The organism is Bradyrhizobium sp. STM 3557 (assembly GCF_045571465.1).
In the GTDB taxonomy this organism is placed as follows: domain Bacteria; phylum Pseudomonadota; class Alphaproteobacteria; order Rhizobiales; family Xanthobacteraceae; genus Bradyrhizobium.
In genome coordinates, this window is record NZ_CP120697.1 from 112,531 (window position 1) to 131,665 (window position 19,135).

Annotated in this window: 20 protein-coding genes and 1 tRNA gene; 8 read left to right on the plus strand and 13 right to left on the minus strand. The window is 64.8% G+C overall.

Annotated elements, in window-relative coordinates; all coding sequences use genetic code 11:
• The first annotated feature begins 78 nt into the window (after positions 1-78).
• Both trxA and P6U24_RS00475 read left to right on the plus strand, forming a co-directional pair.
• On the plus strand, positions 79-399 hold the full coding sequence (gene trxA, locus P6U24_RS00470) for a thioredoxin (protein WP_407157268.1): 321 nt from the start codon (positions 79-81) through the stop codon (positions 397-399).
• Between the two features lie 155 nt (positions 400-554).
• The gene (locus P6U24_RS00475) at positions 555-1,568 is read left to right on the plus strand and encodes an ATP-dependent DNA ligase (RefSeq protein ID WP_407160721.1); all 1,014 of its coding nucleotides are present in this window, start codon (positions 555-557) and stop codon (positions 1,566-1,568) included.
• A 17-nt stretch (positions 1,569-1,585) separates the two neighbouring features.
• Here P6U24_RS00475 and P6U24_RS00480 read toward each other — a convergent pair whose 3' ends face one another.
• The 12 genes from P6U24_RS00480 to aroA form a co-directional block, all read right to left on the minus strand.
• Positions 1,586-2,326, minus strand: a complete 741-nt coding sequence (locus tag P6U24_RS00480) for a metallophosphoesterase family protein (protein WP_407157269.1) — start codon at positions 2,324-2,326, stop codon at positions 1,586-1,588.
• Positions 2,327-2,338: 12 nt separating this feature from the next.
• Positions 2,339-3,685 (minus strand): bifunctional folylpolyglutamate synthase/dihydrofolate synthase, encoded by a 1,347-nt coding sequence (locus tag P6U24_RS00485; protein WP_407157270.1) that lies wholly within the window; start codon positions 3,683-3,685, stop codon positions 2,339-2,341.
• Positions 3,682-4,620: an acetyl-CoA carboxylase, carboxyltransferase subunit beta gene (gene accD / locus P6U24_RS00490; protein WP_407157271.1), complete on the minus strand. Its 939-nt coding sequence runs from the start codon at positions 4,618-4,620 to the stop codon at positions 3,682-3,684. The genes P6U24_RS00485 and accD overlap by 4 nt, the downstream gene beginning before the upstream one ends.
• 84 nt (positions 4,621-4,704) lie before the next feature.
• A complete protein-coding gene (gene trpA / locus P6U24_RS00495) occupies positions 4,705-5,541 on the minus strand; it encodes a tryptophan synthase subunit alpha (protein WP_407157272.1) in 837 nt (278 codons plus the stop codon).
• Positions 5,542-5,785: 244 nt separating this feature from the next.
• Positions 5,786-7,003, minus strand: a complete 1,218-nt coding sequence (gene trpB / locus P6U24_RS00500) for a tryptophan synthase subunit beta (RefSeq protein ID WP_407157273.1) — start codon at positions 7,001-7,003, stop codon at positions 5,786-5,788.
• On the minus strand, positions 7,000-7,659 hold the full coding sequence (locus P6U24_RS00505; protein ID WP_407160722.1) for a phosphoribosylanthranilate isomerase: 660 nt from the start codon (positions 7,657-7,659) through the stop codon (positions 7,000-7,002). The genes trpB and P6U24_RS00505 overlap by 4 nt, the downstream gene beginning before the upstream one ends.
• A 49-nt stretch (positions 7,660-7,708) precedes the next feature.
• Complete coding sequence (locus P6U24_RS00510; protein WP_407157274.1) at positions 7,709-8,101, minus strand: lipopolysaccharide assembly protein LapA domain-containing protein; 393 nt, start codon at positions 8,099-8,101, stop codon at positions 7,709-7,711.
• Between the two features lie 57 nt (positions 8,102-8,158).
• A complete protein-coding gene (locus P6U24_RS00515; RefSeq protein ID WP_407157275.1) occupies positions 8,159-8,476 on the minus strand; it encodes an integration host factor subunit beta in 318 nt (105 codons plus the stop codon).
• Positions 8,477-8,649: 173 nt separating this feature from the next.
• Positions 8,650-9,630, minus strand: a complete 981-nt coding sequence (sppA, locus tag P6U24_RS00520) for a signal peptide peptidase SppA (protein ID WP_407157276.1) — start codon at positions 9,628-9,630, stop codon at positions 8,650-8,652.
• Between the two features lie 238 nt (positions 9,631-9,868).
• Positions 9,869-11,578 carry a 30S ribosomal protein S1 gene (gene rpsA, locus P6U24_RS00525; protein WP_407157277.1) on the minus strand — a complete coding sequence of 570 codons (1,710 nt, stop codon included), beginning with the start codon at positions 11,576-11,578 and terminating at the stop codon, positions 9,869-9,871.
• A 251-nt stretch (positions 11,579-11,829) separates the two neighbouring features.
• Entirely contained in the window at positions 11,830-12,468 is a 639-nt protein-coding gene (gene cmk, locus P6U24_RS00530; RefSeq protein WP_407157278.1) for a (d)CMP kinase, read from the minus strand.
• Positions 12,465-13,742 (minus strand): 3-phosphoshikimate 1-carboxyvinyltransferase, encoded by a 1,278-nt coding sequence (aroA, locus tag P6U24_RS00535; protein ID WP_407157279.1) that lies wholly within the window; start codon positions 13,740-13,742, stop codon positions 12,465-12,467. The genes cmk and aroA overlap by 4 nt, the downstream gene beginning before the upstream one ends.
• Before the next feature lie 211 nt (positions 13,743-13,953).
• Between aroA and P6U24_RS00540 the strand changes: the two genes are divergently transcribed.
• The 3 genes from P6U24_RS00540 to P6U24_RS00550 all read left to right on the plus strand — a co-directional run bounded on the left by P6U24_RS00540 (position 13,954) and on the right by P6U24_RS00550 (position 14,973).
• The gene (locus P6U24_RS00540) at positions 13,954-14,364 is read left to right on the plus strand and encodes a TIGR02300 family protein (protein WP_407157280.1); all 411 of its coding nucleotides are present in this window, start codon (positions 13,954-13,956) and stop codon (positions 14,362-14,364) included.
• A gap of 80 nt (positions 14,365-14,444) precedes the next feature.
• Positions 14,445-14,520: transfer RNA gene (locus P6U24_RS00545), tRNA-Ala, on the plus strand.
• A gap of 201 nt (positions 14,521-14,721) precedes the next feature.
• Positions 14,722-14,973 (plus strand): GIY-YIG nuclease family protein, encoded by a 252-nt coding sequence (locus tag P6U24_RS00550; RefSeq protein WP_407157281.1) that lies wholly within the window; start codon positions 14,722-14,724, stop codon positions 14,971-14,973.
• A gap of 6 nt (positions 14,974-14,979) precedes the next feature.
• On the opposite strand, the gene P6U24_RS00555 is transcribed toward P6U24_RS00550, so the two are convergent.
• Positions 14,980-15,441 carry a MarR family winged helix-turn-helix transcriptional regulator gene (locus tag P6U24_RS00555; protein WP_407157282.1) on the minus strand — a complete coding sequence of 154 codons (462 nt, stop codon included), beginning with the start codon at positions 15,439-15,441 and terminating at the stop codon, positions 14,980-14,982.
• Between the two features lie 152 nt (positions 15,442-15,593).
• Here P6U24_RS00555 and P6U24_RS00560 point away from each other — a divergent pair, with 152 nt between their 5' ends.
• The 3 genes from P6U24_RS00560 (at position 15,594) to ugpB (ending at position 19,115) form a co-directional block, all read left to right on the plus strand.
• On the plus strand, positions 15,594-16,019 hold the full coding sequence (locus P6U24_RS00560) for an organic hydroperoxide resistance protein (RefSeq protein WP_407157283.1): 426 nt from the start codon (positions 15,594-15,596) through the stop codon (positions 16,017-16,019).
• A 350-nt stretch (positions 16,020-16,369) separates the two neighbouring features.
• Entirely contained in the window at positions 16,370-17,572 is a 1,203-nt protein-coding gene (locus P6U24_RS00565) for a CaiB/BaiF CoA transferase family protein (RefSeq protein ID WP_407157284.1), read from the plus strand.
• Positions 17,573-17,792: 220 nt separating this feature from the next.
• On the plus strand, positions 17,793-19,115 hold the full coding sequence (ugpB, locus tag P6U24_RS00570) for a sn-glycerol-3-phosphate ABC transporter substrate-binding protein UgpB (RefSeq protein ID WP_407157285.1): 1,323 nt from the start codon (positions 17,793-17,795) through the stop codon (positions 19,113-19,115).
• Positions 19,116-19,135 lie beyond the last annotated feature (20 nt).

The window sequence follows — 19,135 nt, forward strand, 5'->3', positions numbered from 1 at the left end:
CAAGGGGCCATTCATACTTTGATCCGCATGATCCCGGGCGCGACTCCCGCCCATCCATCAAACCAAAGAGGTAATCCCATGGCCGTCAGCAAGGTTTCCGACAGCGATTTCGAAACCGAGGTGCTCAAGGCGAACGGCCCGGTCGTGGTCGACTTCTGGGCCGAATGGTGCGGCCCCTGCCGCATGATCGCCCCGGCGCTCGACGAGATCGCGGGTGCGATGGGCGACAAGGTCAAGATCGTCAAGCTGAACGTCGACGAGAGCCCGAAGACGGCATCCAAGTACGGCGTGATGTCGATCCCGACCCTGATGATCTTCAAGGGCGGCGAGATGGCTTCCCGCCAGGTCGGCGCCGCCCCGAAGGCGAAGCTGCAGCAGTGGATCACCTCGGCGGTCTGATTCCGAGCGCAGTTCGCGACATCTGTTTTTGGGGACGGCCGGCACATCGCCGGCCGTTCGCCGTTGTGAGGGAGTGTTTGTCGCGTTTTTAAGGTTTGCCCGCCGTGCCGCCCCGCCCCCGCAGATCCGCTGTCAAACCGTCCGGCCTGCAGGCGATGGAGGCGCGCTCGGTCGATGCGATCCCGCAAGGCAAGGCGTGGCAGTACGAGCCAAAATGGGACGGCTTCCGCTGCCTGCTGGCGCGCGAGGGCGAGCGCGTGACAATGACGTCGAAAGCGGGCGAGGATCTCACTCGCTACTTCCCGGAGGTGGTCGCGGCCGCGCAGGAGTTGAACGCGCCGAGTTTCGTGCTCGATGGCGAGCTCGTGGTGCCGCACGGCAAGGCGTTCTCGTTCGACGATTTGCTGCAGCGGATTCATCCGGCCGCGAGCCGCGTGAAGATGCTCTCGGAGCAGACGCCGGCGCTGTTCATCGCCTTCGACCTGCTTGCGACCGAAAAAGAGCGCAAGTTATCGGAGCAGGCATTGGCGGTACGGCGGCCGGCGCTGGAGGCATTTGCGAAGGCGAATTTCGGCAAGACGCAATCGACCTTTCGTCTGTCGTCGGTGACGAGGAGCTTTGCCACAGCACAAAAATGGCTGGCGCAGTCCGGCGGCGGCTGCGACGGCGTGATCGCCAAGCGGATCGACCTGCCCTACCAGGCAGGCAATCGCGACGGCATGCAGAAGATCAAGCGCTTCCGCAGCGCCGACTGCGTGGTCGGCGGCTTCCGCTACGCCAGCAACAAGGAGGGCGGCAGGAAGGTGGTCGGCTCGCTGCTGCTCGGCCTCTACGATGATGCGGGCCTGCTGCACCATGTCGGCTTCACATCTGCGATCAAGAAAGAGGAGAAGCCGGCGCTGACAGCGAAGCTGACGCCGCTGATCACGGAGCAAAGCTTCACCGGCAACACCCCGGGCGGGCCGAGCCGCTGGTCGACGGAGCGCTCGGCGCAATGGTGTCCGGTGCAGCCGAAGCTCGTGATCGAGGTCTGCTACGACCATTTCTCCGGCGAGCGCTTCCGCCACGGCACCTCGATCCTGCGCTGGCGTCCAGACAAGGCCCCGCGGCAATGCACTTTCGATCAGCTCAAGCAGAAGGCAGCCGATCCGCGGAAGCTGCTGGCGTGACGAGGTCGCGACGCGCGTCATCTGACCCAGCCCGTCGCCAGCGCAGACGCGAGCTCGGGCTTGCCTTTGCGATGCGCCAGTGCCGCCATGGCCGCGTGATCGTAGGGCACATGGCGGAACGTAACGACCCAATCATCTCCGCTCGATTCCAGGATGGCATAGCGCGCATCCGGCGAGCCAGCCTCGACCACGTGCGGATGAGGGTGGGTATCGCGATAGCCGGGGCAGCCGACACTACCGGGATTGACGATCAGCCGGCCGTCCCGCAGCCGCACCGCGCGGGCGACGTGGCTGTGGGCGCAGAGGATGAGCCGCTGCGTGATGCCTTCAGCAGCCGCGTCGATGCTCTCCAGATCGGCCATCGCCACCGTGCCGTCGGGATGCACGCGCTCCAACCAGTAGACCTCATCGCTTGCGGGCGTCGCGTGGCAGAGGAAGACCCGGCCCTCGAACACGCGCGTCGCCGGGATCGCGCGCAGCCAGTCGAGATGGCTCTCATCGAGCTCGGCATGAGCGGGACGGTCCCACGAACCCATCTTCTCGGGCGGCCGATCGATCAGATAGCGGTCATGATTACCTAGCACATGGACTGCGTCCAGCGCGATCAGCCTGTCCATGGTCCGGCGCGCATCGAGCGCGCCGCTCGCCATATCGCCGAGATTGACGATGTCCTCGATGCCGTGGCTACGAATATCTGCGCGCACGGCTTCCAGCGCGAGATAGTTGCCGTGGATGTCGGCGATCGCGGCGAAGCGCATGCAATGCTCCAACTACGTCGGCGGCGTGCCGTTGATCGCCAGCACGTGGCCGGCAAGATAGAGCGAGCCGGTGATCAGGATGCGCGGCGGGACCTCGTAGGCGAGACGCGCGACGCCGGACAGCGCCGCCTCGATGCCGTCGGCGATCTCGACCCGCATGCCGAGCGTGCGCGCGGCATCGGCGAGATCAGCGGGCGCCATCGCGTTGGGCTGGTCGGGGATCGGCACCACGATGATGTGGCGGGTCAGGCCGGCGAAGTTGCCGAGGAACGCGACCGCGTCCTTGTTCGCCATCATGCCGACGATGATGACCAGCGGACGCGACACCCGCTCCTCGAGATCGCCGAGCGCGGCGGCAATGACACGCCCGCCATCGGCGTTGTGACCACCGTCGAGCCAGAGCTCGCAGCCATCGGGCCCAAGCGCAGTCAGTGCCCCGCTCGACAGGCGCTGCATCCGCGCCGGCCAGTCCGCACCGACGATGCCCGCTTCGAATGCTTTGGTCGCGAGCTTGAAATTGCCGATCGCGCGCAGGGTCGCGATCGCGAGCCCGGCATTGGCGAACTGATGCCGGCCGAACAGTTTTGGCGCCGGCAGATCGAGCAAGCCACGGTCATCCTGATAGACCAGGCGGCCGCGCTCGACATTGACGTGCCACTCCTCGCCGGCTGCGAACAGTGGCGCGCGCATCCGCTTGGCCTGTTGCTCGATCACGGCCATGGCATCCGGCTCCTGCTCGGCAGAGATCACCGGCACGCGGCTCTTGATGATTGCGGCCTTCTCCGCTGCGATCGAGGCCAGCGAGTTGCCGAGGAAATCCATGTGATCCATGCCGATCGGCGTCAGCACCACCGCCGCAGGCTGGTCGACCACATTGGTCGAATCGAGCCGGCCGCCGAGCCCGACCTCCAGCAGCACCACGTCCGCCGGATGCTTTGCGAACAGGCAGAAGGCGGCGATGGTCTTGATCTCGAAGAAGGTGATCGGCGCGCCGGCATTGACCTGCTCGCACAGTGTGAGCACGGCATGCAGTTCGTCATCATCGACGAAGACTCCGCCGCCGAGCATGCCGAGCCGATAGCTCTCGTTGATCCGCACCAGCCAGGGCGAGGTGAAGACATGCACGCGCAGGCCCGCGGCTTCCAGCATGGCCCGCAAGTAAGCGACCGTGGAGCCCTTGCCATTGGTGCCGGCGACATGGATCACCGGCGGCAGCTTGCGCTCGGGATGATCGAGCTGCGCCAGCAGCCGGTGCATCCGTTCCAGCCCGAGCTCGATCTTGCCCGCATGCAGCGCGGACAGCCGCGCAATCAGCTCGTCAAGCGGCGATCGGGAGGGCTGGGGCGCCGGGCTGTTCACGCAGATGGCGCGACCGAGGGCGCGTCAGTGCTGGCCACCGCTGGGGCCGGTGGCGGCAGTTGCGGGGCGGGCTTGATCGGCTCGAGCGCGGGCGACTTGGTGAGGATGCGGCAGAGCCGCGCCAAGGTCGGGCGCAGATCATGACGATGCACGACCATGTCGACCATGCCGTGATCGCGCAGATATTCGGCGCGCTGGAAGCCTTCCGGCAGCTTCTCGCGGATGGTCTGCTCGATGACGCGAGCACCGGCAAAGCCGATCAGCGCGCCAGGCTCGGCGATGTGGACATCGCCCAGCATCGCGTAAGAGGCAGTGACGCCGCCGGTGGTCGGATTGGTCAGCACAACGATATAGGGCTTGCGTGCCTCGCGCAGCATCTGGATCGCGACGGTGGTGCGCGGCATCTGCATCAGCGACAGGATGCCCTCCTGCATGCGGGCGCCGCCGGAGGCCGCGAATACGATGAAGGGCGAGCTCTTCTCGACCGCGAGCTCGAGCCCGCGCACGATCGCTTCGCCCGCGGCCATGCCGAGCGAGCCGCCCATGAAGTCGAAGTCCTGCACGGCGACCACGACGCCCATGCCTTCGAGCTTGCCATAGCCGACCTTGACAGCGTCATTCATTCCGGTGCGCGACCGCGCATCGCGGATGCGGTCGGCGTAACGGCGTTCGTCGCGGAATTTCAGCGGATCCGGCGTGACCTCGGGCAGCGCGACGTCGAACCAGGTCTCATTGTCGAAGACCGACTTGAGCCGGGCCATCGCCCCCATCCGCAGGTGGTAGTTCGAGCCGGGGATGACGAACTGATTGGCCTCGACGTCCTTGTAGAACACGAGCTGCCCGGAATCGGGGCACTTGATCCACAGGTTCTCCGGCGTCTCGCGGCGCAGGATGTTGCGGATCTTCGGCCGGACCACGTTGGTAAGCCAGTTCATGTGTCGCTCCGTCGTGCCCTGTCATATGGCGAGGATTTGGAGACCCGGCAAGCCGCCGCCAGTCGTGGGATCGATGATTGTCGTCTATTCCGCGGCCTGTCTGGCGCCGCGAACACCCTCTGCCAGCGCGGCCACGAGATCGGCGACCGCGCTGACGGTCTTCGGCGTCGCCTTGCCTTCGGCGTCGAGGCTGGTTTTGACCACATCGACCAGCGCGGTGCCGACCACGGCACCATCCGCGTTCTCGGCGATGGCACGCGCCGTCTCCGGACTGCGAATGCCGAAGCCGACGCAGACCGGCAGCGACGTGTGGCGCTTGATGCGGGCGACCGCCCCCCCGACCGCCTTGGCATCCGCCGCCGCAGCACCCGTGATGCCGGTGATCGAAACGTAGTAGACAAAGCCGGAGGTGTTGGCGAGCACCGCCGGCAGCCGCTTGTCGTCGGTGGTCGGCGTCGCCAGCCGGATGAAGTTGAGGCCGGCCTTCAGCGCCGGCACGCACAATTCGGTGTCTTCCTCCGGCGGCAGGTCGACGATGATGAGCCCGTCGACACCGGCGGCCTTGGCATCGGCGAGGAATTTGTCGACGCCGTAGATGTAGATCGGGTTGTAGTAGCCCATCAGCACGATCGGTGTGGCGTTGTCGGTCTCGCGGAAGCTTTTCACGAGCGCAAGCGTCTTCTTCAGCGACATGCCGGCCTTGAGCGCGCGCAGGCCAGCGGCCTGGATCGACGGGCCATCGGCCATCGGATCGGTGAAGGGCATGCCGAGCTCGATCACGTCAGCCCCGGCCTGCGGCAGCGCCTTGACGATCGCAAGCGAAGTCTCCGGATCGGGATCGCCGGCCATCACGAAGGTGACGAAGGCCGAGCGGCCCTCTTTCTTAAGCTGCGCGAAACGCGTGTCGATGCGGGTGGTCATGGAAGCTTCCTGAAAATAGATCGCGGCTGCTGGCGGAGCAAACCAACGCCCCCACCCCAACCCTCCCCCGCAGGCGGGGGAGGGAGCACAGCACGTCGTGCCGCGACAGAGATCGATCTCATAGAGGGAGTTGTCAGTTGCGACCGATCAGCCGCCGCGACGGCAGTCGATTCCCTCTCCCGCTTGCGGGGGAGGGTTAGGGAGGGGGCCTCTCGCGACGGAAAGAGGTGAACCGATGCCCCCGTCACGACTTCCTCGCGCGCAAGATGTCGCCGACCTGCGGCACGTCCTTGTCGCCGCGGCCGGACAGATTGACCACCATCAGATGATCCCGGGGCTTTTGCGGCGCCAGCTCCATCACCTTGGCGATGGCATGGGCCGGCTCGAGCGCCGGAATGATGCCCTCGAGCCGCGACAATAGCTGGAACGCGGCTAGCGCCTCCTCGTCGGTCGCCGACAGATATTTGACCCTTCCCGTCTCATGCAGCCAGGAATGCTCCGGCCCGATGCCGGGATAGTCGAGGCCGGCGGAGATCGAATGCGCCTCTTCGATCTGCCCATCCTCGTCCATCAGCAGATAGGTGCGATTGCCGTGCAGCACGCCGGGCCGGCCGCCGGCGATCGAGGCCGCATGCAGCTGCGTCAGGCCATGGCCTGCGGCCTCCACGCCGTAGATCTCCACCGAGGGATCATCGAGGAAGGGGTGAAACAGGCCCATCGCGTTGGAGCCGCCGCCGATGCAGGCGATGAGCGAATCCGGCAGTCGGCCTTCGAGCTCCTGCAGCTGCGTGCGAGTCTCGTTGCCGATCACCGACTGGAAGTCGCGCACCATCATCGGATAGGGATGCGGCCCCGCCACCGTGCCGATGCAATAGAAGGTGTTGTGCACGTTGGTGACCCAGTCGCGCAGCGCCTCGTTCATCGCATCCTTCAAGGTGCGCGCACCGGACTGCACCGGCACCACCTTGGCGCCGAGCATCTCCATGCGGATCACGTTCGGCTGCTGCCGCTCGACATCGACCGCACCCATGTAAACCACGCATTCGAGGCCGAAGCGGGCGCAGAGCGTCGCGGTGGCGACGCCGTGCTGGCCCGCGCCGGTCTCGGCGATGATGCGCTGCTTGCCCATGCGGCGCGCCATCAGGATCTGGCCAAGCACATTGTTGACCTTGTGCGAGCCGGTGTGATTGAGCTCCTCGCGCTTGAAGTAGATCTTGGCGCCGCCGAGATGCTCGGTCAGGCGTTCGGCGAAATAAAGCGGCGAGGGCCGGCCGACATAATGCTTGAGATAGCCGCCCATCTCCGCGTGGAAGGCTGGATCGACCTTGGCTTCCGCGTAGGCCTTTTCGAGATCAAGGATCAGCGGCATCAGCGTTTCGGCGACGAAGCGGCCGCCGAAAATGCCGAAATGGCCGCGCTCGTCAGGGCCGGTACGATAGGAATTGGGTCGTTGGGTCGTCATCGGCTGCTCAACTCTTCGGTGGCGCGCGCGGCGCGAACAAACTCTCTGATCATGTCGCAGTCCTTCACGCCGGGCGCGCGCTCGACGCCGGAGGACACGTCGACACCATCGGCGCGGGTGATGCGCACAGCTTCGGCGACGTTGTCGATGCTCAGCCCTCCCGAGACCATGAAGGGCCGCTCGAGCGCAAGGCTCGTTAACAAATGCCAGTCGAAGGTCGCGCCTAGACCGCCCGGACGTGTCGCCCCCTTGGGCGCGCGCGCATCGAACAGAATGCGGTCGCAGACCGCGGCATAGCCCGCGAGCGGCGCAAGGTCGGCGGCGGTCGCCACCGGGATCGCCTTCATGACAGGCAGACCGAAGCGGCTCTTGAGATCGCGCACGCGCGCCACGCCCTCGTGTCCGTGCAATTGCAACAAATCCGGCCGCAAGGTCTCGATGATGTTCTCGATCGTCGTGTCGCCGGCATCGACCGTGAGCGCCACCTTCAGCGCGCGGCCCTTGGCCGCGAGGCCGAGCTCGCGTGCAGCCTCAAGACCGAGATGCCGCGGCGACGGCGGGAAGAACACGAATCCGACCATGTCCGCGCCCGCCGCGAGCGCCGCATCGAGCGTCTCGCGCGTGGTCAGGCCGCAGATTTTGACATGCAGGGACATGGTGCAAGGGGTTCCGGGCAGACGGGATACCGTCTGCGAGCAGCGCGTTCTACAACGCCGCGCCCCGCTTGTCTCGCCCGTAAGGCCCATATCCGCCGGCCTGGAACGGGGCTGGCAACCTCTGAGATCCGCCCTGGGCCGCCAGCGCCGCGGATTTGACGCTGACGAGTTCGGTCTTGGCTGCCTCGGCCTCTGCACGATGGCGCCGGGCGGCCCGCCGCCAATGGCGCTGGCCGACCCAGGTGGCAAAGCCGCCGGCAAGCACGCCCGTGGCGACCGCCGCGATGATCACCGCGAACAATGGCATCTGCCACGTCAGCGCCGGATCGCCCGAGTTGAACGGATCGAAGGACACGGTAACGTCATGCCGATTCGCCACTGCGAACACGACCCAAAGAACGAACAGCGCGATGACGATCACGGTAGTGAGGAATTTTCGCATCCGCCAGCTCACGAGTAACGGTAGACGGTCCGGCGACCGCTCGGCCGTTTGTTGAACTCAGGACTCTTCGGAGTCGTCGGCCGCGGCTGACGGATCGTCGCGATTCAGCCGCTCGCGCATCTCCTTCCCGGTCTTGAAGAACGGCACGCATTTCTGATCGACCGGCACATGCGCGCCGGTGCGCGGATTGCGCCCGGCCCGCGCTGGACGGTGCTTCACGGAGAAAGCGCCAAAACCGCGCAGCTCGACGCGGTCACCGCGTGCAAGGGCAGCTACGATCTCGTCGAGGATCGCATTCACGATGTTCTCGACATCCCGCTGGTAGAGATGCGGGTTGTGCTCGGCGATACGCTGAACAAGCTCGGATTTGATCATCGAGAAAGTGTACCCGGGGAAAGTCGGCGGTCCATTTCCGTGAAAAAGCCTCGCGCTGTCAAGACGCTAAATCATTCAAACGCGGCGCGAAATCGCGTGACAAAGCCTCGAAACGGGCGTCACCGCAACACACGCGAAGCGGGAAAAGGGCCGAGAAAGCGGTCCTGGCGGGCTTAATTGCCGCTCCCCGGCTGCCAGAGCGCGAGCATGCCGTCCAGGCCGAGCCGATCGACCGCCTGGGTCACGCCGGCGCGCTCGAGCTGGCGTGCGATGGAACCGAGGCCCATTGCATCGAGCGTGATCGCCGCCGCCGTACGCAGGAAAGTGAGATCGCCAAAGCGGGGCGTGAGCTTGTAGTCGCGCACCGGCAGGTCCTTCTTGACGTTTTTCTGCGCCACGAGCCAGGCGACCGCCGTTTTCTCGTCGCCGAGCTCGTCGATCAACTTCAGGTCGACCCCCTGTCGCCCCGTGAAGACGCGTCCGTCGGACACTTTCGCAAGCTGCTCGTCGTCCAAGCCTCGGCGGGTCTTCACGAGATCCTTGAACCAGGCGTAGGAGTCCTTCACCAGCGCATCGAGCGCATCGCGCGCCTCCTGGCTGGTCGGCTCGTAGCCGTTGGGCGCGGCTTTCAGCGGCGAGGACTTCACCTCCTCGACCTTGACGCCGACGGTCTTCAACAGATCGCTGACATTCGGAATCTGGAATAGCACGCCGATCGAGCCGACCAGCGAGGTCTGCTGCGCGACGATGTGATCGGACGCGATCGCGGTGATGTAACCGCCGGACGCCGCAAGGCCTTCGACGACGACGACGAGCGGCTTCTTAGCCTTCAGCCGCACCAGCGAATCATAGAGCTGCTCGGAGCCGGCGGTGGTGCCGCCGGGCGAATTGATATGAACGATCACGGCCGCGGTGGAGGAATTCCCCAGCCGCTCCAGCGCCTCGGTGCGCTCCTGGTCGCTGCGGATCAGGCCCTCGATATTGACGCGCGCGATCGAGCCGGTCGTCGATATCGCGCTGGTCCCGCGCGGCGACATCACGAGCCCGGCAACGGACAGCGCGGCGATCGCGATCAGCACGGCGGTGACGCGCCAGAACGTCAGCTTGCGGCGGAGCCTGCGACGATCGACGATCACGTCCGAATCAAGCGACATGGAAATCTCCCGGAAGTATCAGCGCGTATTGCATCCGCAGCGTGAAAATAGGGTTATCTGCTTACACCAATTGCGGCCCAATATGAAGAAAGCATGGCCCGCCGCAATGCGGCCGGATCACAGCCAGGTATGGCCGGTGCACACGTCGTGCCTTCTGCCTCATCGTTCAATTGCACGACTGTAACAAAAAAGCCCCGGTCGAAACCGGGGCTTTGATTGGCGAGCGACGAGAAGACGATTACTTCTGATCGCGGTTCTTGAGCGCGGTGCCCAGGATGTCGCCGAGCGTGGCGCCCGAATCGGAGGAGCCGTACTGCGCGATGGCTTCCTTCTCTTCCGCGACTTCCAGCGCCTTGATCGAGACCTGCACCTTGCGGGCTTTCTTGTCGAACTGGATCACGCGCGCATCCACCTTCTCGCCGACGGCGAAGCGTTCGGAGCGCTGATCGTTGCGGTCGCGCGCCAGCTCGGAGCGCTTGATGAAGGTGGTGAAGTCGGTGCCGACGATCTTGACGTCGATGCCGCCATCCTTGACGTCGAGCACTTCGCAGGTGACGACCGCACCCTTCTTGACATCGCCCGGCTCGGCGAAGGGATCGCCTTCGAGCTGCTTGATGCCGAGCGAGATACGCTCCTTCTCCACATCGACGTCGAGCACCACGGCCTTGACCATGTCGCCCTTCTTGTAGTTGTCGATGACCTGCTCGCCCGGCAGCTTCCAGTCGAGATCCGACAGATGGACCATGCCGTCGACGTCGCCCTCGAGACCCAGGAACAGACCGAACTCGGTCTTGTTCTTGACCTCGCCTTCGACCACCGAACCGGTCGGATGCTTCTCGACGAAGACCTCCCAGGGATTGCGCATGGTCTGCTTGAGGCCGAGCGAGATGCGGCGCTTGACGCTGTCCACCTCGAGCACCTGCACTTCGACCTCCTGCGAGGTCGAGACGATCTTGCCTGGGTGCATGTTCTTCTTGGTCCACGACATCTCCGAGACGTGGATCAGGCCCTCGATGCCCGGCTCCAGCTCGACGAAGGCGCCGTAGTCGGTGATGTTGGTGACGCGGCCGTGGAAGCGCGCACCGAGCGGATACTTCGCCTCGATGCCCTGCCACGGATCGTCCAGCAGCTGCTTCATGCCGAGCGAGATGCGGTGCGTCTCGTGGTTGATCTTGATGATCTTGACCTTCACCGTCTGGCCGATGGTGAGCACCTCGGTCGGATGGTTGACGCGGCGCCACGCGATATCGGTGACATGCAGCAGGCCGTCGATGCCGCCGAGGTCGACGAACGCACCGTAATCGGTGATGTTCTTGACCACGCCGTCGATCACCTGACCCTCTTCGAGGTTCTGCACCAGCTCCTGGCGCTGCTCGGCGCGGGTCTCTTCCAGCACGGTGCGGCGCGACACGACGATGTTGCCGCGGCGGCGATCCATTTTCAGGATCTGGAACGGCTGGGAGTTGTTCATCAGCGGCGCGACATCGCGGATCGGACGAATGTCGACCTGCGAGCGCGGCAAGAAGGCCACGGCCCCGTCGAGGTCGACCGTGAAGCCGCCCTTGACCTGGTTGAAGATGACGCCGTGAACCTTCTCATTGTTGTTGAAGGCCTTCTCGAGCTTGCCCCAGCTCTCTTCGCGGCGAGCCTTGTCGCGCGACAGCACGGCCTCGCCGAGCGCGTTCTCGATGCGGTCGAGGAACACCTCGACCTCGTCGCCGACCTTCAATTCGCTATCGCGGCCGGGCCCGGCAAATTCGCGCAGCGCCACGCGGCCTTCGGTCTTCAGGCCGACGTCGATGACGGCCATGTCCTTCTCGATCGCAACCACCTTGCCCTTGACGACGGAGCTTTCCTGCAGGTTGCCGCGCGTGAAGGACTCATCCAGCATCGCGGCAAAATCATCGCGGCTGGGATTGTAGGAATTTGCAGACGTACTCGAAGCCATTTGTTCTCCAGGGGTGGACTGTCTTGCCAGCGTTTAGGTTGATCGGCGGATCGGATGGACAGTGCCTGGAGGTCCACGAACCCCAGACGTCCGCTTCCTTCGCGCAAACGCGCAAAGAAGCGGGCCGGCAGTGGCTGCACATGCGATACGTTGAAGTGCTGTCCGGCTGATCGCGCCCGATCGAAACGGATCGGGCTATCGACGTTCAAGGGCGGGAGCGGGCGTTCCTCCAATGACGACAGCGGAAGATGTCAAACCCGCTGCCGGCCCGCTCGGACGGCCTCGACAATATCGATGGCGGCCCGGACGCCGCCTTCTATATCCAAATGGGAGTTATCTAGCAAGTAAGCATCCGGTGCTTGTTTTAAAGGGGCAACGCTGCGGTTCTGGTCGCGCTCGTCGCGCGCCAGGATGTCGGCCAGAATGGCCGCCTCGTCGGCCGCCTCGCCTCGGCTCCGCGCCTCGAGCGCGCGGCGCTGCGCCCTGATCTTGGGATCGGCGACGACAAAGATCTTCACCTCGGCGTCGGGGCAGATCACCGTGCCGATATCGCGGCCGTCGAGCACCGCCCCCGGAGGAACGGCGGCGAACTGGCGCTGGAACGCGACCAGCGCCTCCCGCACCTTCGGCAGCGCCGAGACCACCGAGGCGGCGGAACCGACGGCGTGGCTCTTCAGCGCAGGATCGTCGAAAGTTCCGGGATCGAGCGTCATCGCAACCTCGGCCGCCCTCGCCTCGTCATTAAGATCGAGACCGGCCGAGAGCATGGCATGGGCCACTGCGCGGTAGATGACGCCGGTATCAAGATGCCGATACCCATAATGCGCAGCGAGGCGCTTGGCGAGCGTTCCCTTGCCGGACGCCGCCGGCCCGTCGATCGCGATGATCATGCGAACTCCGCGCCGGCCTTGCGCATCAGCGGCAGGAAGTCGGGGAAGCTGGTGGCGATGAAGGCGGTGTCGTCGACCTTGACCGGAGTGTCGGAAGCCAGGCCCATCACCAGCGCCGACATGGCGATGCGATGGTCCATGTGAGTGGCGACAAGGCCGCCGCCGGGCACATGGCCCCTGCCCTCGACGATGAGGTCGTCGCCGGCGATCTCGACCTCGACGCCATTGACCCGCAGCATCGCGGCGGTCGCTTCCAGCCGATCCGACTCCTTGACCCGCAGCTCCTGCAGCCCGCGCATGACCGTGGTGCCTTCCGCATACGCGGCTGCCACTGCCAGAACCAGATATTCGTCGATCATCGACGGCGCCCGCTCGGGCGGCACCTCGACCCCGCGCAGGCGCGAGGCCTTCACGCGCAGGCGCGCCATCGGCTCGCCGGCATCGCCACGCACATCGGCCTCCTCGATGGACGCGCCCATCTCGCGCAACGTCGTGAACAGGCCGGTGCGCAGCGGATTGGTCATGACGTCAGGCAGCACGATGTCGGAGCCCTCGACGATCAGCGCCGCCACGATCGGGAACGCAGCCGAGGACGGATCGGCCGGCACGATCACCTCAGCGCCGTGCAACTCGGGCTGGCCCGTCAGCGCAATGCGGCGGCCATGCGGTCCCTCGGCCGTGGTGACGATCTCGGCGCCGAAATGCTTCAGCATCAGCTCGGTATGGTCGCGGCTCGCCTCCTGCTCGATGACAGTTGTGACGCCGGGGGCGGCAAGGCCGGCGAGCAGCACCGCCGACTTGATCTGGGCCGAGGCCACCGGCGTCTTATAGGTGATCGGAATGGGATCGCGCGCGCCCTGCAGCGTTAGCGGCAGCCGGCCGCCTTCGCCGCCTGCGGTGACCTTGGCCCCCATCAGCGCCAGGGGATCCAGCACGCGCCGCATCGGCCGGCTGCGCAACGAGGCATCGCCGTCGAACACGGCGGTGATCGGGCAGCCGGCGACGGCCCCCATCACCAGCCGGCAGCCGGTGCCCGAATTACCGAAATCCAGAGGAGCCGCCGGCTGGCCGAAGCCGCCGACGCCGACCCCATGAACGGTCCAGGCGAATTCGCCCGATCGTTCGACCTTGGCGCCGAGCGCCCGCATTGCTTTGGCCGTGTTCAGCACGTCCTCGCCCTCGAGCAGGCCGGACACAATGGTCTCGCCGACCGCCAGCGCACCCAGAATGAGGGAGCGGTGCGAGATCGACTTGTCACCGGGGACGCGAATCATGCCGCTCAGCGGGCCTGAAGCGCGGGATTCGAGCGGGGTCGGGGCTAAAAATGTGGTCAAAGGCGGTACCCTTGGATGTTCCGGGCCGGCAGGTATCACAGCGGCCAACGGCCGTCACGGCCCGTGAATTCTCATGCGATGCGCTATTGACAGCAGCGCAGCAACTAGCCAAGTGAAGCACCGCTTTTCAGACATTGCCAGGACGCCGCACGTGGCCAAATCCGAGCTCGGAACCAAACGCATTTGCCCGACGACGGGCAAAAAGTTCTATGACCTCAACAAGAACCCGGTGATCTCGCCCTACACCGGCGAGGTGGTGCCGATCGCCCCCGCGGCCCCGGCGCGCGCCAGCCGCGGCGAGGCCGCGCGGGCGACCGCTGCCGCCGACGCCGCGCAGGAGCCGATGGAGAACGAGGAGTTGGTCTCCCTCGAGGAGGCCGATGCCGAGGAGAACACCGGCAAGGTGAAGGCCGTCGTGCCGGAGTCCGAGGACGACATCGAGATCGACGAGACCCTCGACGACGACGAGGACGATGATTCGACCTTCATCGCCGACGAGGAAGAAGGCGATGAAGACGTCACCGACATCATCGGCGACGTCGGAGGCGATGAAGATACCTAACAGAAGACACTTGAGATAATCCGCGAACTGTGGTTCACGGTGCTCCCCGGCGCGTCACCCAGACCGCCGGGTCGTTGAATGGGGCCATAGCTCAGCTGGGAGAGCGCTTGCATGGCATGCAAGAGGTCGGCGGTTCGATCCCGCCTGGCTCCACCACGCTTCGCCCTTCGGGCTACGCGTGGCGCAGCCACGTCGGAGCCCGAAGGGCGAAGCGTGGTGCCCGGCGAAGCCTCTTGGCGAAGCCGGGCCGCAGCAAGCTAGACTTTCTCTTCTCCCATCTTGACTTCGCACGCTCCTAGCGTGGTCATTTAGTCTTGGAATATTCTGACTCATTGCCGCGCCACGAGCGCAAACCCGATGTGGTATGTCTACATCATCCGCAGCGTTGCTTTTCCTGACCAGGAATATATCGGCGCTACCACCGACCTGAAACAGCGGTTTGCGGACCACAACGCTGGGCGCTCTTCTCACACTTCGAAATACATGCCCAGGACACTGATCTGGTACTGCGCCTTTCCGGATAAACAGATGGCGCTTGCATTCGAGGCCTATCTCAAGTCGCACTCGGGTCGAGCCTTCACGAGGAAGCGGCTGACAAGACCGGCCTAATTAGCCCTACCCCTCCGCCGCCTCGTTCAGCCGCTCGCGCAGCGCGATCAGGCTCCGCTGCAGCGCCGACAATTCGGCGAGCGAGCAGCCCGTGGCGTCGAGGATGGCCGGAGGAATGGTGGCCTTGGCCTTCTCGCGCAGGCCCGTGCCCTGCGCGGTCAGCGCGACCAGCACCTGGCGCTCGTCGGCCACCGAGCGCGTGCGCTTGACCAGATGCGCGGCCTCGAGCCGCTTCAGGAGCGGCGTCAGCGTGCCCGAATCGAGAAACAGGCGCTCGCCGATCTCTTTCACGGATAAGCCGTCGCGCTCCCACAGCACCAGCATCACGAGATATTGCGGATAGGTCAGGCCGAGCCGGTCGAGCAGCGGCTTGTAGACGCGGTTGAACGCGTGCGCCGTCGAGTAGATCGCAAAGCAGAGCTGGTTTGCGAGCAGAAGCGGCGCGTCGCCTGCGGACTTTCTGGGCATGCTCACCTCATCGGGATGTCTATCGGCCAGCTTGCGCGCGGCTTGGCACGAGTCGCCGCAATGATCACGAAAATTCGATCAGGAGATAGATTGTGCACAATCGAATTGTTTGCAATATGCACCGCATTGAAACCGCTACCCGGGAGTCTCCCATGTCCGTGAACGTGCTCTACAAGACCAGCGCCAAGGCAACCGGCGGCCGCGACGGCCAGGCTGCAACGCTTGACGGTGCATTCAGCGTCAAGCTCGCCACCCCGAAGGAACTCGGCGGTGCCGGCGGCACCGGCAACAATCCTGAGCAGCTGTTCGCGTCCGGCTATGCCGCCTGTTTCCTCGGCGCCATGAAGTTCGTATCGTCCCAGGGCGGCCCTAAGGTGCCGGCCGACACATCCGTCACCTCGACCGTTGGCATCGGCCCGCGCTCCGAAGGCGGCTTCGGCCTCACCGTTGAGCTCGCGGTGTCGCTGCCGGGCCTCGCCAAGGCCGATGCGGAAGCGCTGGTCGAGAAGGCGCACCAGGTATGCCCTTACTCCAACGCCACCCGCGGCAATATCGACGTCAAGCTGAGCGTGGTCTGAGGCGAGCGACGTTTCGCGAGCCATCGCGAAGCGGGCGGTAGGCTCCCTCTCCCCGTTCTTCACGGGGAGAGGGTTGGGGTGAGGGGCAGACGCACTATCGGTGTGAATTGCTGGACCTGTAGCCCCTCACCCGGATTGCTTCGCAATCCGACCTCTCCCCGCAAGCGGGGCGAGGTTGCAGCGAGCGCGTCGTAAGCTGTGCGCATACTCACTCTTTTCCGCAAAGGGGCGATTCTTTCCATCCCACGGCATGCGTCGACCGGCACGTGGCTGCGGCCACTGCGCATTTGCGCTGGTGCCGCGGCAATGCTTTATGATCGCGAGTTGATAACAACTTCGCGAACCCATCGATGACCCCTCCCTTTGCTCCCGGCGCGATGGCCGGCTTGCGCGTGATCGACCTGACGCGCGTGCTCGGCGGCCCCTATTGCACCCAAATTCTCGCCGACCACGGCGCCGACGTGATCAAGGTCGAGCCGCCGGCCGGCGACGAGGTGCGTGACTGGGGCCCTCCCTTCCACGAGGAGGACGCGGCCTATTTCGTCGGCATCAACCGCAACAAGCGCTCGATCGGCCTTGACCTTGCTTCCGAGGGCGGCCGCGAGGTGCTCTTGAAGATGCTCGAGACTGCCGATGTGCTGATCGAGAATTTCAAGCCGGGCACGCTGGAGAAATGGGGCGTCGGCAGCGACGCGTTGCGCGCGAGATTTCCCAAGCTGGTGCATTGCCGCATCTGCGGCTTCGGCGCTGACGGCCCGCGCGGCGGCAATCCCGGCTATGACGCCATCATCCAGGCCATGACCGGCATGATCGCCGCGACCGGCTCGCCGGAGAGCGGCCCGATGCGGATCGGCGTGCCGCTGGTCGACATCACCACCGGGCTGTATGCGGCGATCGGCATCCTGATGGCGCTCTCGGAGCGGCAGCGCTCCGGCGAGGGCCAGTTTCTCGAAGTGACGCTGTACGAGACCGGTCTCGCCATCATGCATCCGCATACGGCGAATTATTTCATGCACGGCAAGCCGCCACAGCTCACCGGCAACGAGCATCCGAACCTCGTGCCTTATGCGATCTTCCCGACCAAGACCTGCGACATCTTCATCGGCGTCGGCAATGACGGCACCTTCCGCAAGCTAGCTAAGGAAATCGGACGGCCCGAGCTCGGCACCGATCCGCGCTTTGCCCGCAACAGGGATCGTGTCGCTAACCGCGAGGCGCTGCGGGCCGAGCTCGCTGCCGTGTTCAAGGAGTTCGAGGCCGAGCCGCTATGCGATCGGCTGCTTGGAGCGGGTCTGCCGGCCGGCCCGGTGCAGAAGATCGACCAGGCGCTCACCAACGCACATACGCTGCATCGCGGCGACATCATCGAGAAGGATTGGTACAAGGGCGTCGCATCGCCGATCCGGCTCGAACGAACCAAGGCGAGCCTGCGCTCGACCCCACCGAAATACAGCCAGCATGCCCGCGAGGTGCTGGGCGAGTTCGGCTATTCGACCGAGGCCATCGATGCCTTGGTCAAAGGTGGAATCGTCAGCACCGAGCGCAGGCGCTAATCAAGCCCAAGATGGCGCAATCATCCTGTCGTCTCGCTGCGCTACGGAAGAGCGCAGCGAGCGCATGGCGAGGCGTGTCCAACGGGAGATTTCCACCCTCTCCCGCATGCCTTGCACAGCACTTTCCCCTGACGATCCCACCGGTTATACAGTTCACATAATCGTCATCCACCGCTGCTAACGGCCCCAACGCGATGACGACCTCTGGAGGAATTTTTTGATGTCACTTCGACAATTTTTCGCAGCCACGGCGACGGCAGCCGCTCTGGCGCTCGCGGCCGCCTCGCCGGCCCATGCCGTGACCGAGATCCAGTGGTGGCACGCGATGACGGGCGCGAATAATGACGTCATCGTCAAGCTCGCCAACGACTTCAACGCTTCGCAGACCGACTACAAGGTCGTCCCGACCTACAAGGGCAACTACCCCGATACGATGAACGCCGGCATCGCGGCCTTCCGCGCCGGCAATGCGCCGCACATCATGCAGGTATTCGAGGTCGGCACCGCGACCATGATGGCAGCGACCGGCGCCGTGAAGCCCGTCTACAAGCTGATGCAGGAGGCGGGAGAGAAATTCGATCCCAACAGCTACCTGCCGGCGATCACCGGCTACTACTCGACCTCGAAGGGCGAGATGCTGTCGTTCCCCTTCAATTCGTCTTCGACCGTCATGTGGATCAATCTCGACGCGTTGAAGAAGGCGAACATTGCCGAGATTCCGAAGACCTGGCCGGAAGTGTTCGACGATGCGAAGAAGCTGAAGGCTGCCGGCTATTCCACCTGCGGCTTCTCCGGCTCGTGGGTCACCTGGGTCAATCTCGAGCAGCTCTCCGCCTGGCATAACGTGCCGCTGGCCAGCAAGGCCAATGGCCTCGACGGCTTCGACACCGTGCTGGAGTTCAACGGGCCGCTGCAGGTCAAGCACCTGGAGAACCTTGTCGACCTGCAGAAGGACAAGACCTACGACTATGCCGGGCGCACCAACACCGGCGAGGGTCGTTTCACCTCGGGCGAATGCCCGATCTACCTGACCTCGTCGTCGTTCTTCGGCAACGTCAAGGCCCAGGCCAAGTTCAACTTCACCGCCGCCCCGATGCCCTATTATCCCGACGTGAAGGGCGCCCCGCAGAACTCCATTATCGGTGGCGCTTCGCTCTGGGTGATGGGTGGCAAGACGCCCGAGGAATACAAGGGCGTCGCCAAGTTCCTGACCTTCCTCTCGGACACCGACCGTCAGGTCTACATCCACAAGGCTTCCGGCTATCTGCCGATCACCAAGGCGGCCTACGAGAAGGCCAAGGCGGAGGGCTTCTACAAGGACCAGCCCTATCTCGAGACGCCGCTCTTGGAGCTCACCAACAAGGAGCCGACCGAGAATTCGCGCGGGCTGCGGCTCGGCAACATGGTGCAGCTGCGTGACGTCTGGTCCGAGGAGATCGAGCAGGCGCTCGCCGGCAAGAAGACTGCCAAGCAGGCGCTGGACGCTGCCGTCCAACGCGGCAACCAGATGCTGCGGCAGTTCGAAAAAACGGCCGTGAAGTGAGGCCGTGAGCGGGCAGGCCG

What these genes read in the sequence shown, in the direction of transcription:
- trxA (WP_407157268.1), top strand. Translation starts at nt 79, where the DNA reads ATGGCCGTCAGCAAGGTTTCCGACAGCGATTTCGAAACCGAGGTGCTC.
- P6U24_RS00475 (WP_407160721.1), top strand. Translation starts at nt 555, where the DNA reads ATGGAGGCGCGCTCGGTCGATGCGATCCCGCAAGGCAAGGCGTGGCAG.
- P6U24_RS00480 (WP_407157269.1), bottom strand. Translation starts at nt 2,326, where the DNA reads ATGCGCTTCGCCGCGATCGCCGACATCCACGGCAACTATCTCGCGCTG.
- accD (WP_407157271.1), bottom strand. Translation starts at nt 4,620, where the DNA reads ATGAACTGGCTTACCAACGTGGTCCGGCCGAAGATCCGCAACATCCTG.
- trpA (WP_407157272.1), bottom strand. Translation starts at nt 5,541, where the DNA reads ATGACCACCCGCATCGACACGCGTTTCGCGCAGCTTAAGAAAGAGGGC.
- trpB (WP_407157273.1), bottom strand. Translation starts at nt 7,003, where the DNA reads ATGACGACCCAACGACCCAATTCCTATCGTACCGGCCCTGACGAGCGC.
- P6U24_RS00505 (WP_407160722.1), bottom strand. Translation starts at nt 7,659, where the DNA reads ATGTCCCTGCATGTCAAAATCTGCGGCCTGACCACGCGCGAGACGCTC.
- P6U24_RS00510 (WP_407157274.1), bottom strand. Translation starts at nt 8,101, where the DNA reads ATGCGAAAATTCCTCACTACCGTGATCGTCATCGCGCTGTTCGTTCTT.
- P6U24_RS00515 (WP_407157275.1), bottom strand. Translation starts at nt 8,476, where the DNA reads ATGATCAAATCCGAGCTTGTTCAGCGTATCGCCGAGCACAACCCGCAT.
- sppA (WP_407157276.1), bottom strand. Translation starts at nt 9,630, where the DNA reads ATGTCGCTTGATTCGGACGTGATCGTCGATCGTCGCAGGCTCCGCCGC.
- rpsA (WP_407157277.1), bottom strand. Translation starts at nt 11,578, where the DNA reads ATGGCTTCGAGTACGTCTGCAAATTCCTACAATCCCAGCCGCGATGAT.
- cmk (WP_407157278.1), bottom strand. Translation starts at nt 12,468, where the DNA reads ATGATCATCGCGATCGACGGGCCGGCGGCGTCCGGCAAGGGAACGCTC.
- aroA (WP_407157279.1), bottom strand. Translation starts at nt 13,742, where the DNA reads ATGATTCGCGTCCCCGGTGACAAGTCGATCTCGCACCGCTCCCTCATT.
- P6U24_RS00550 (WP_407157281.1), top strand. Translation starts at nt 14,722, where the DNA reads ATGTGGTATGTCTACATCATCCGCAGCGTTGCTTTTCCTGACCAGGAA.
- P6U24_RS00555 (WP_407157282.1), bottom strand. Translation starts at nt 15,441, where the DNA reads ATGCCCAGAAAGTCCGCAGGCGACGCGCCGCTTCTGCTCGCAAACCAG.
- P6U24_RS00560 (WP_407157283.1), top strand. Translation starts at nt 15,594, where the DNA reads ATGTCCGTGAACGTGCTCTACAAGACCAGCGCCAAGGCAACCGGCGGC.
- P6U24_RS00565 (WP_407157284.1), top strand. Translation starts at nt 16,370, where the DNA reads ATGACCCCTCCCTTTGCTCCCGGCGCGATGGCCGGCTTGCGCGTGATC.
- ugpB (WP_407157285.1), top strand. Translation starts at nt 17,793, where the DNA reads ATGTCACTTCGACAATTTTTCGCAGCCACGGCGACGGCAGCCGCTCTG.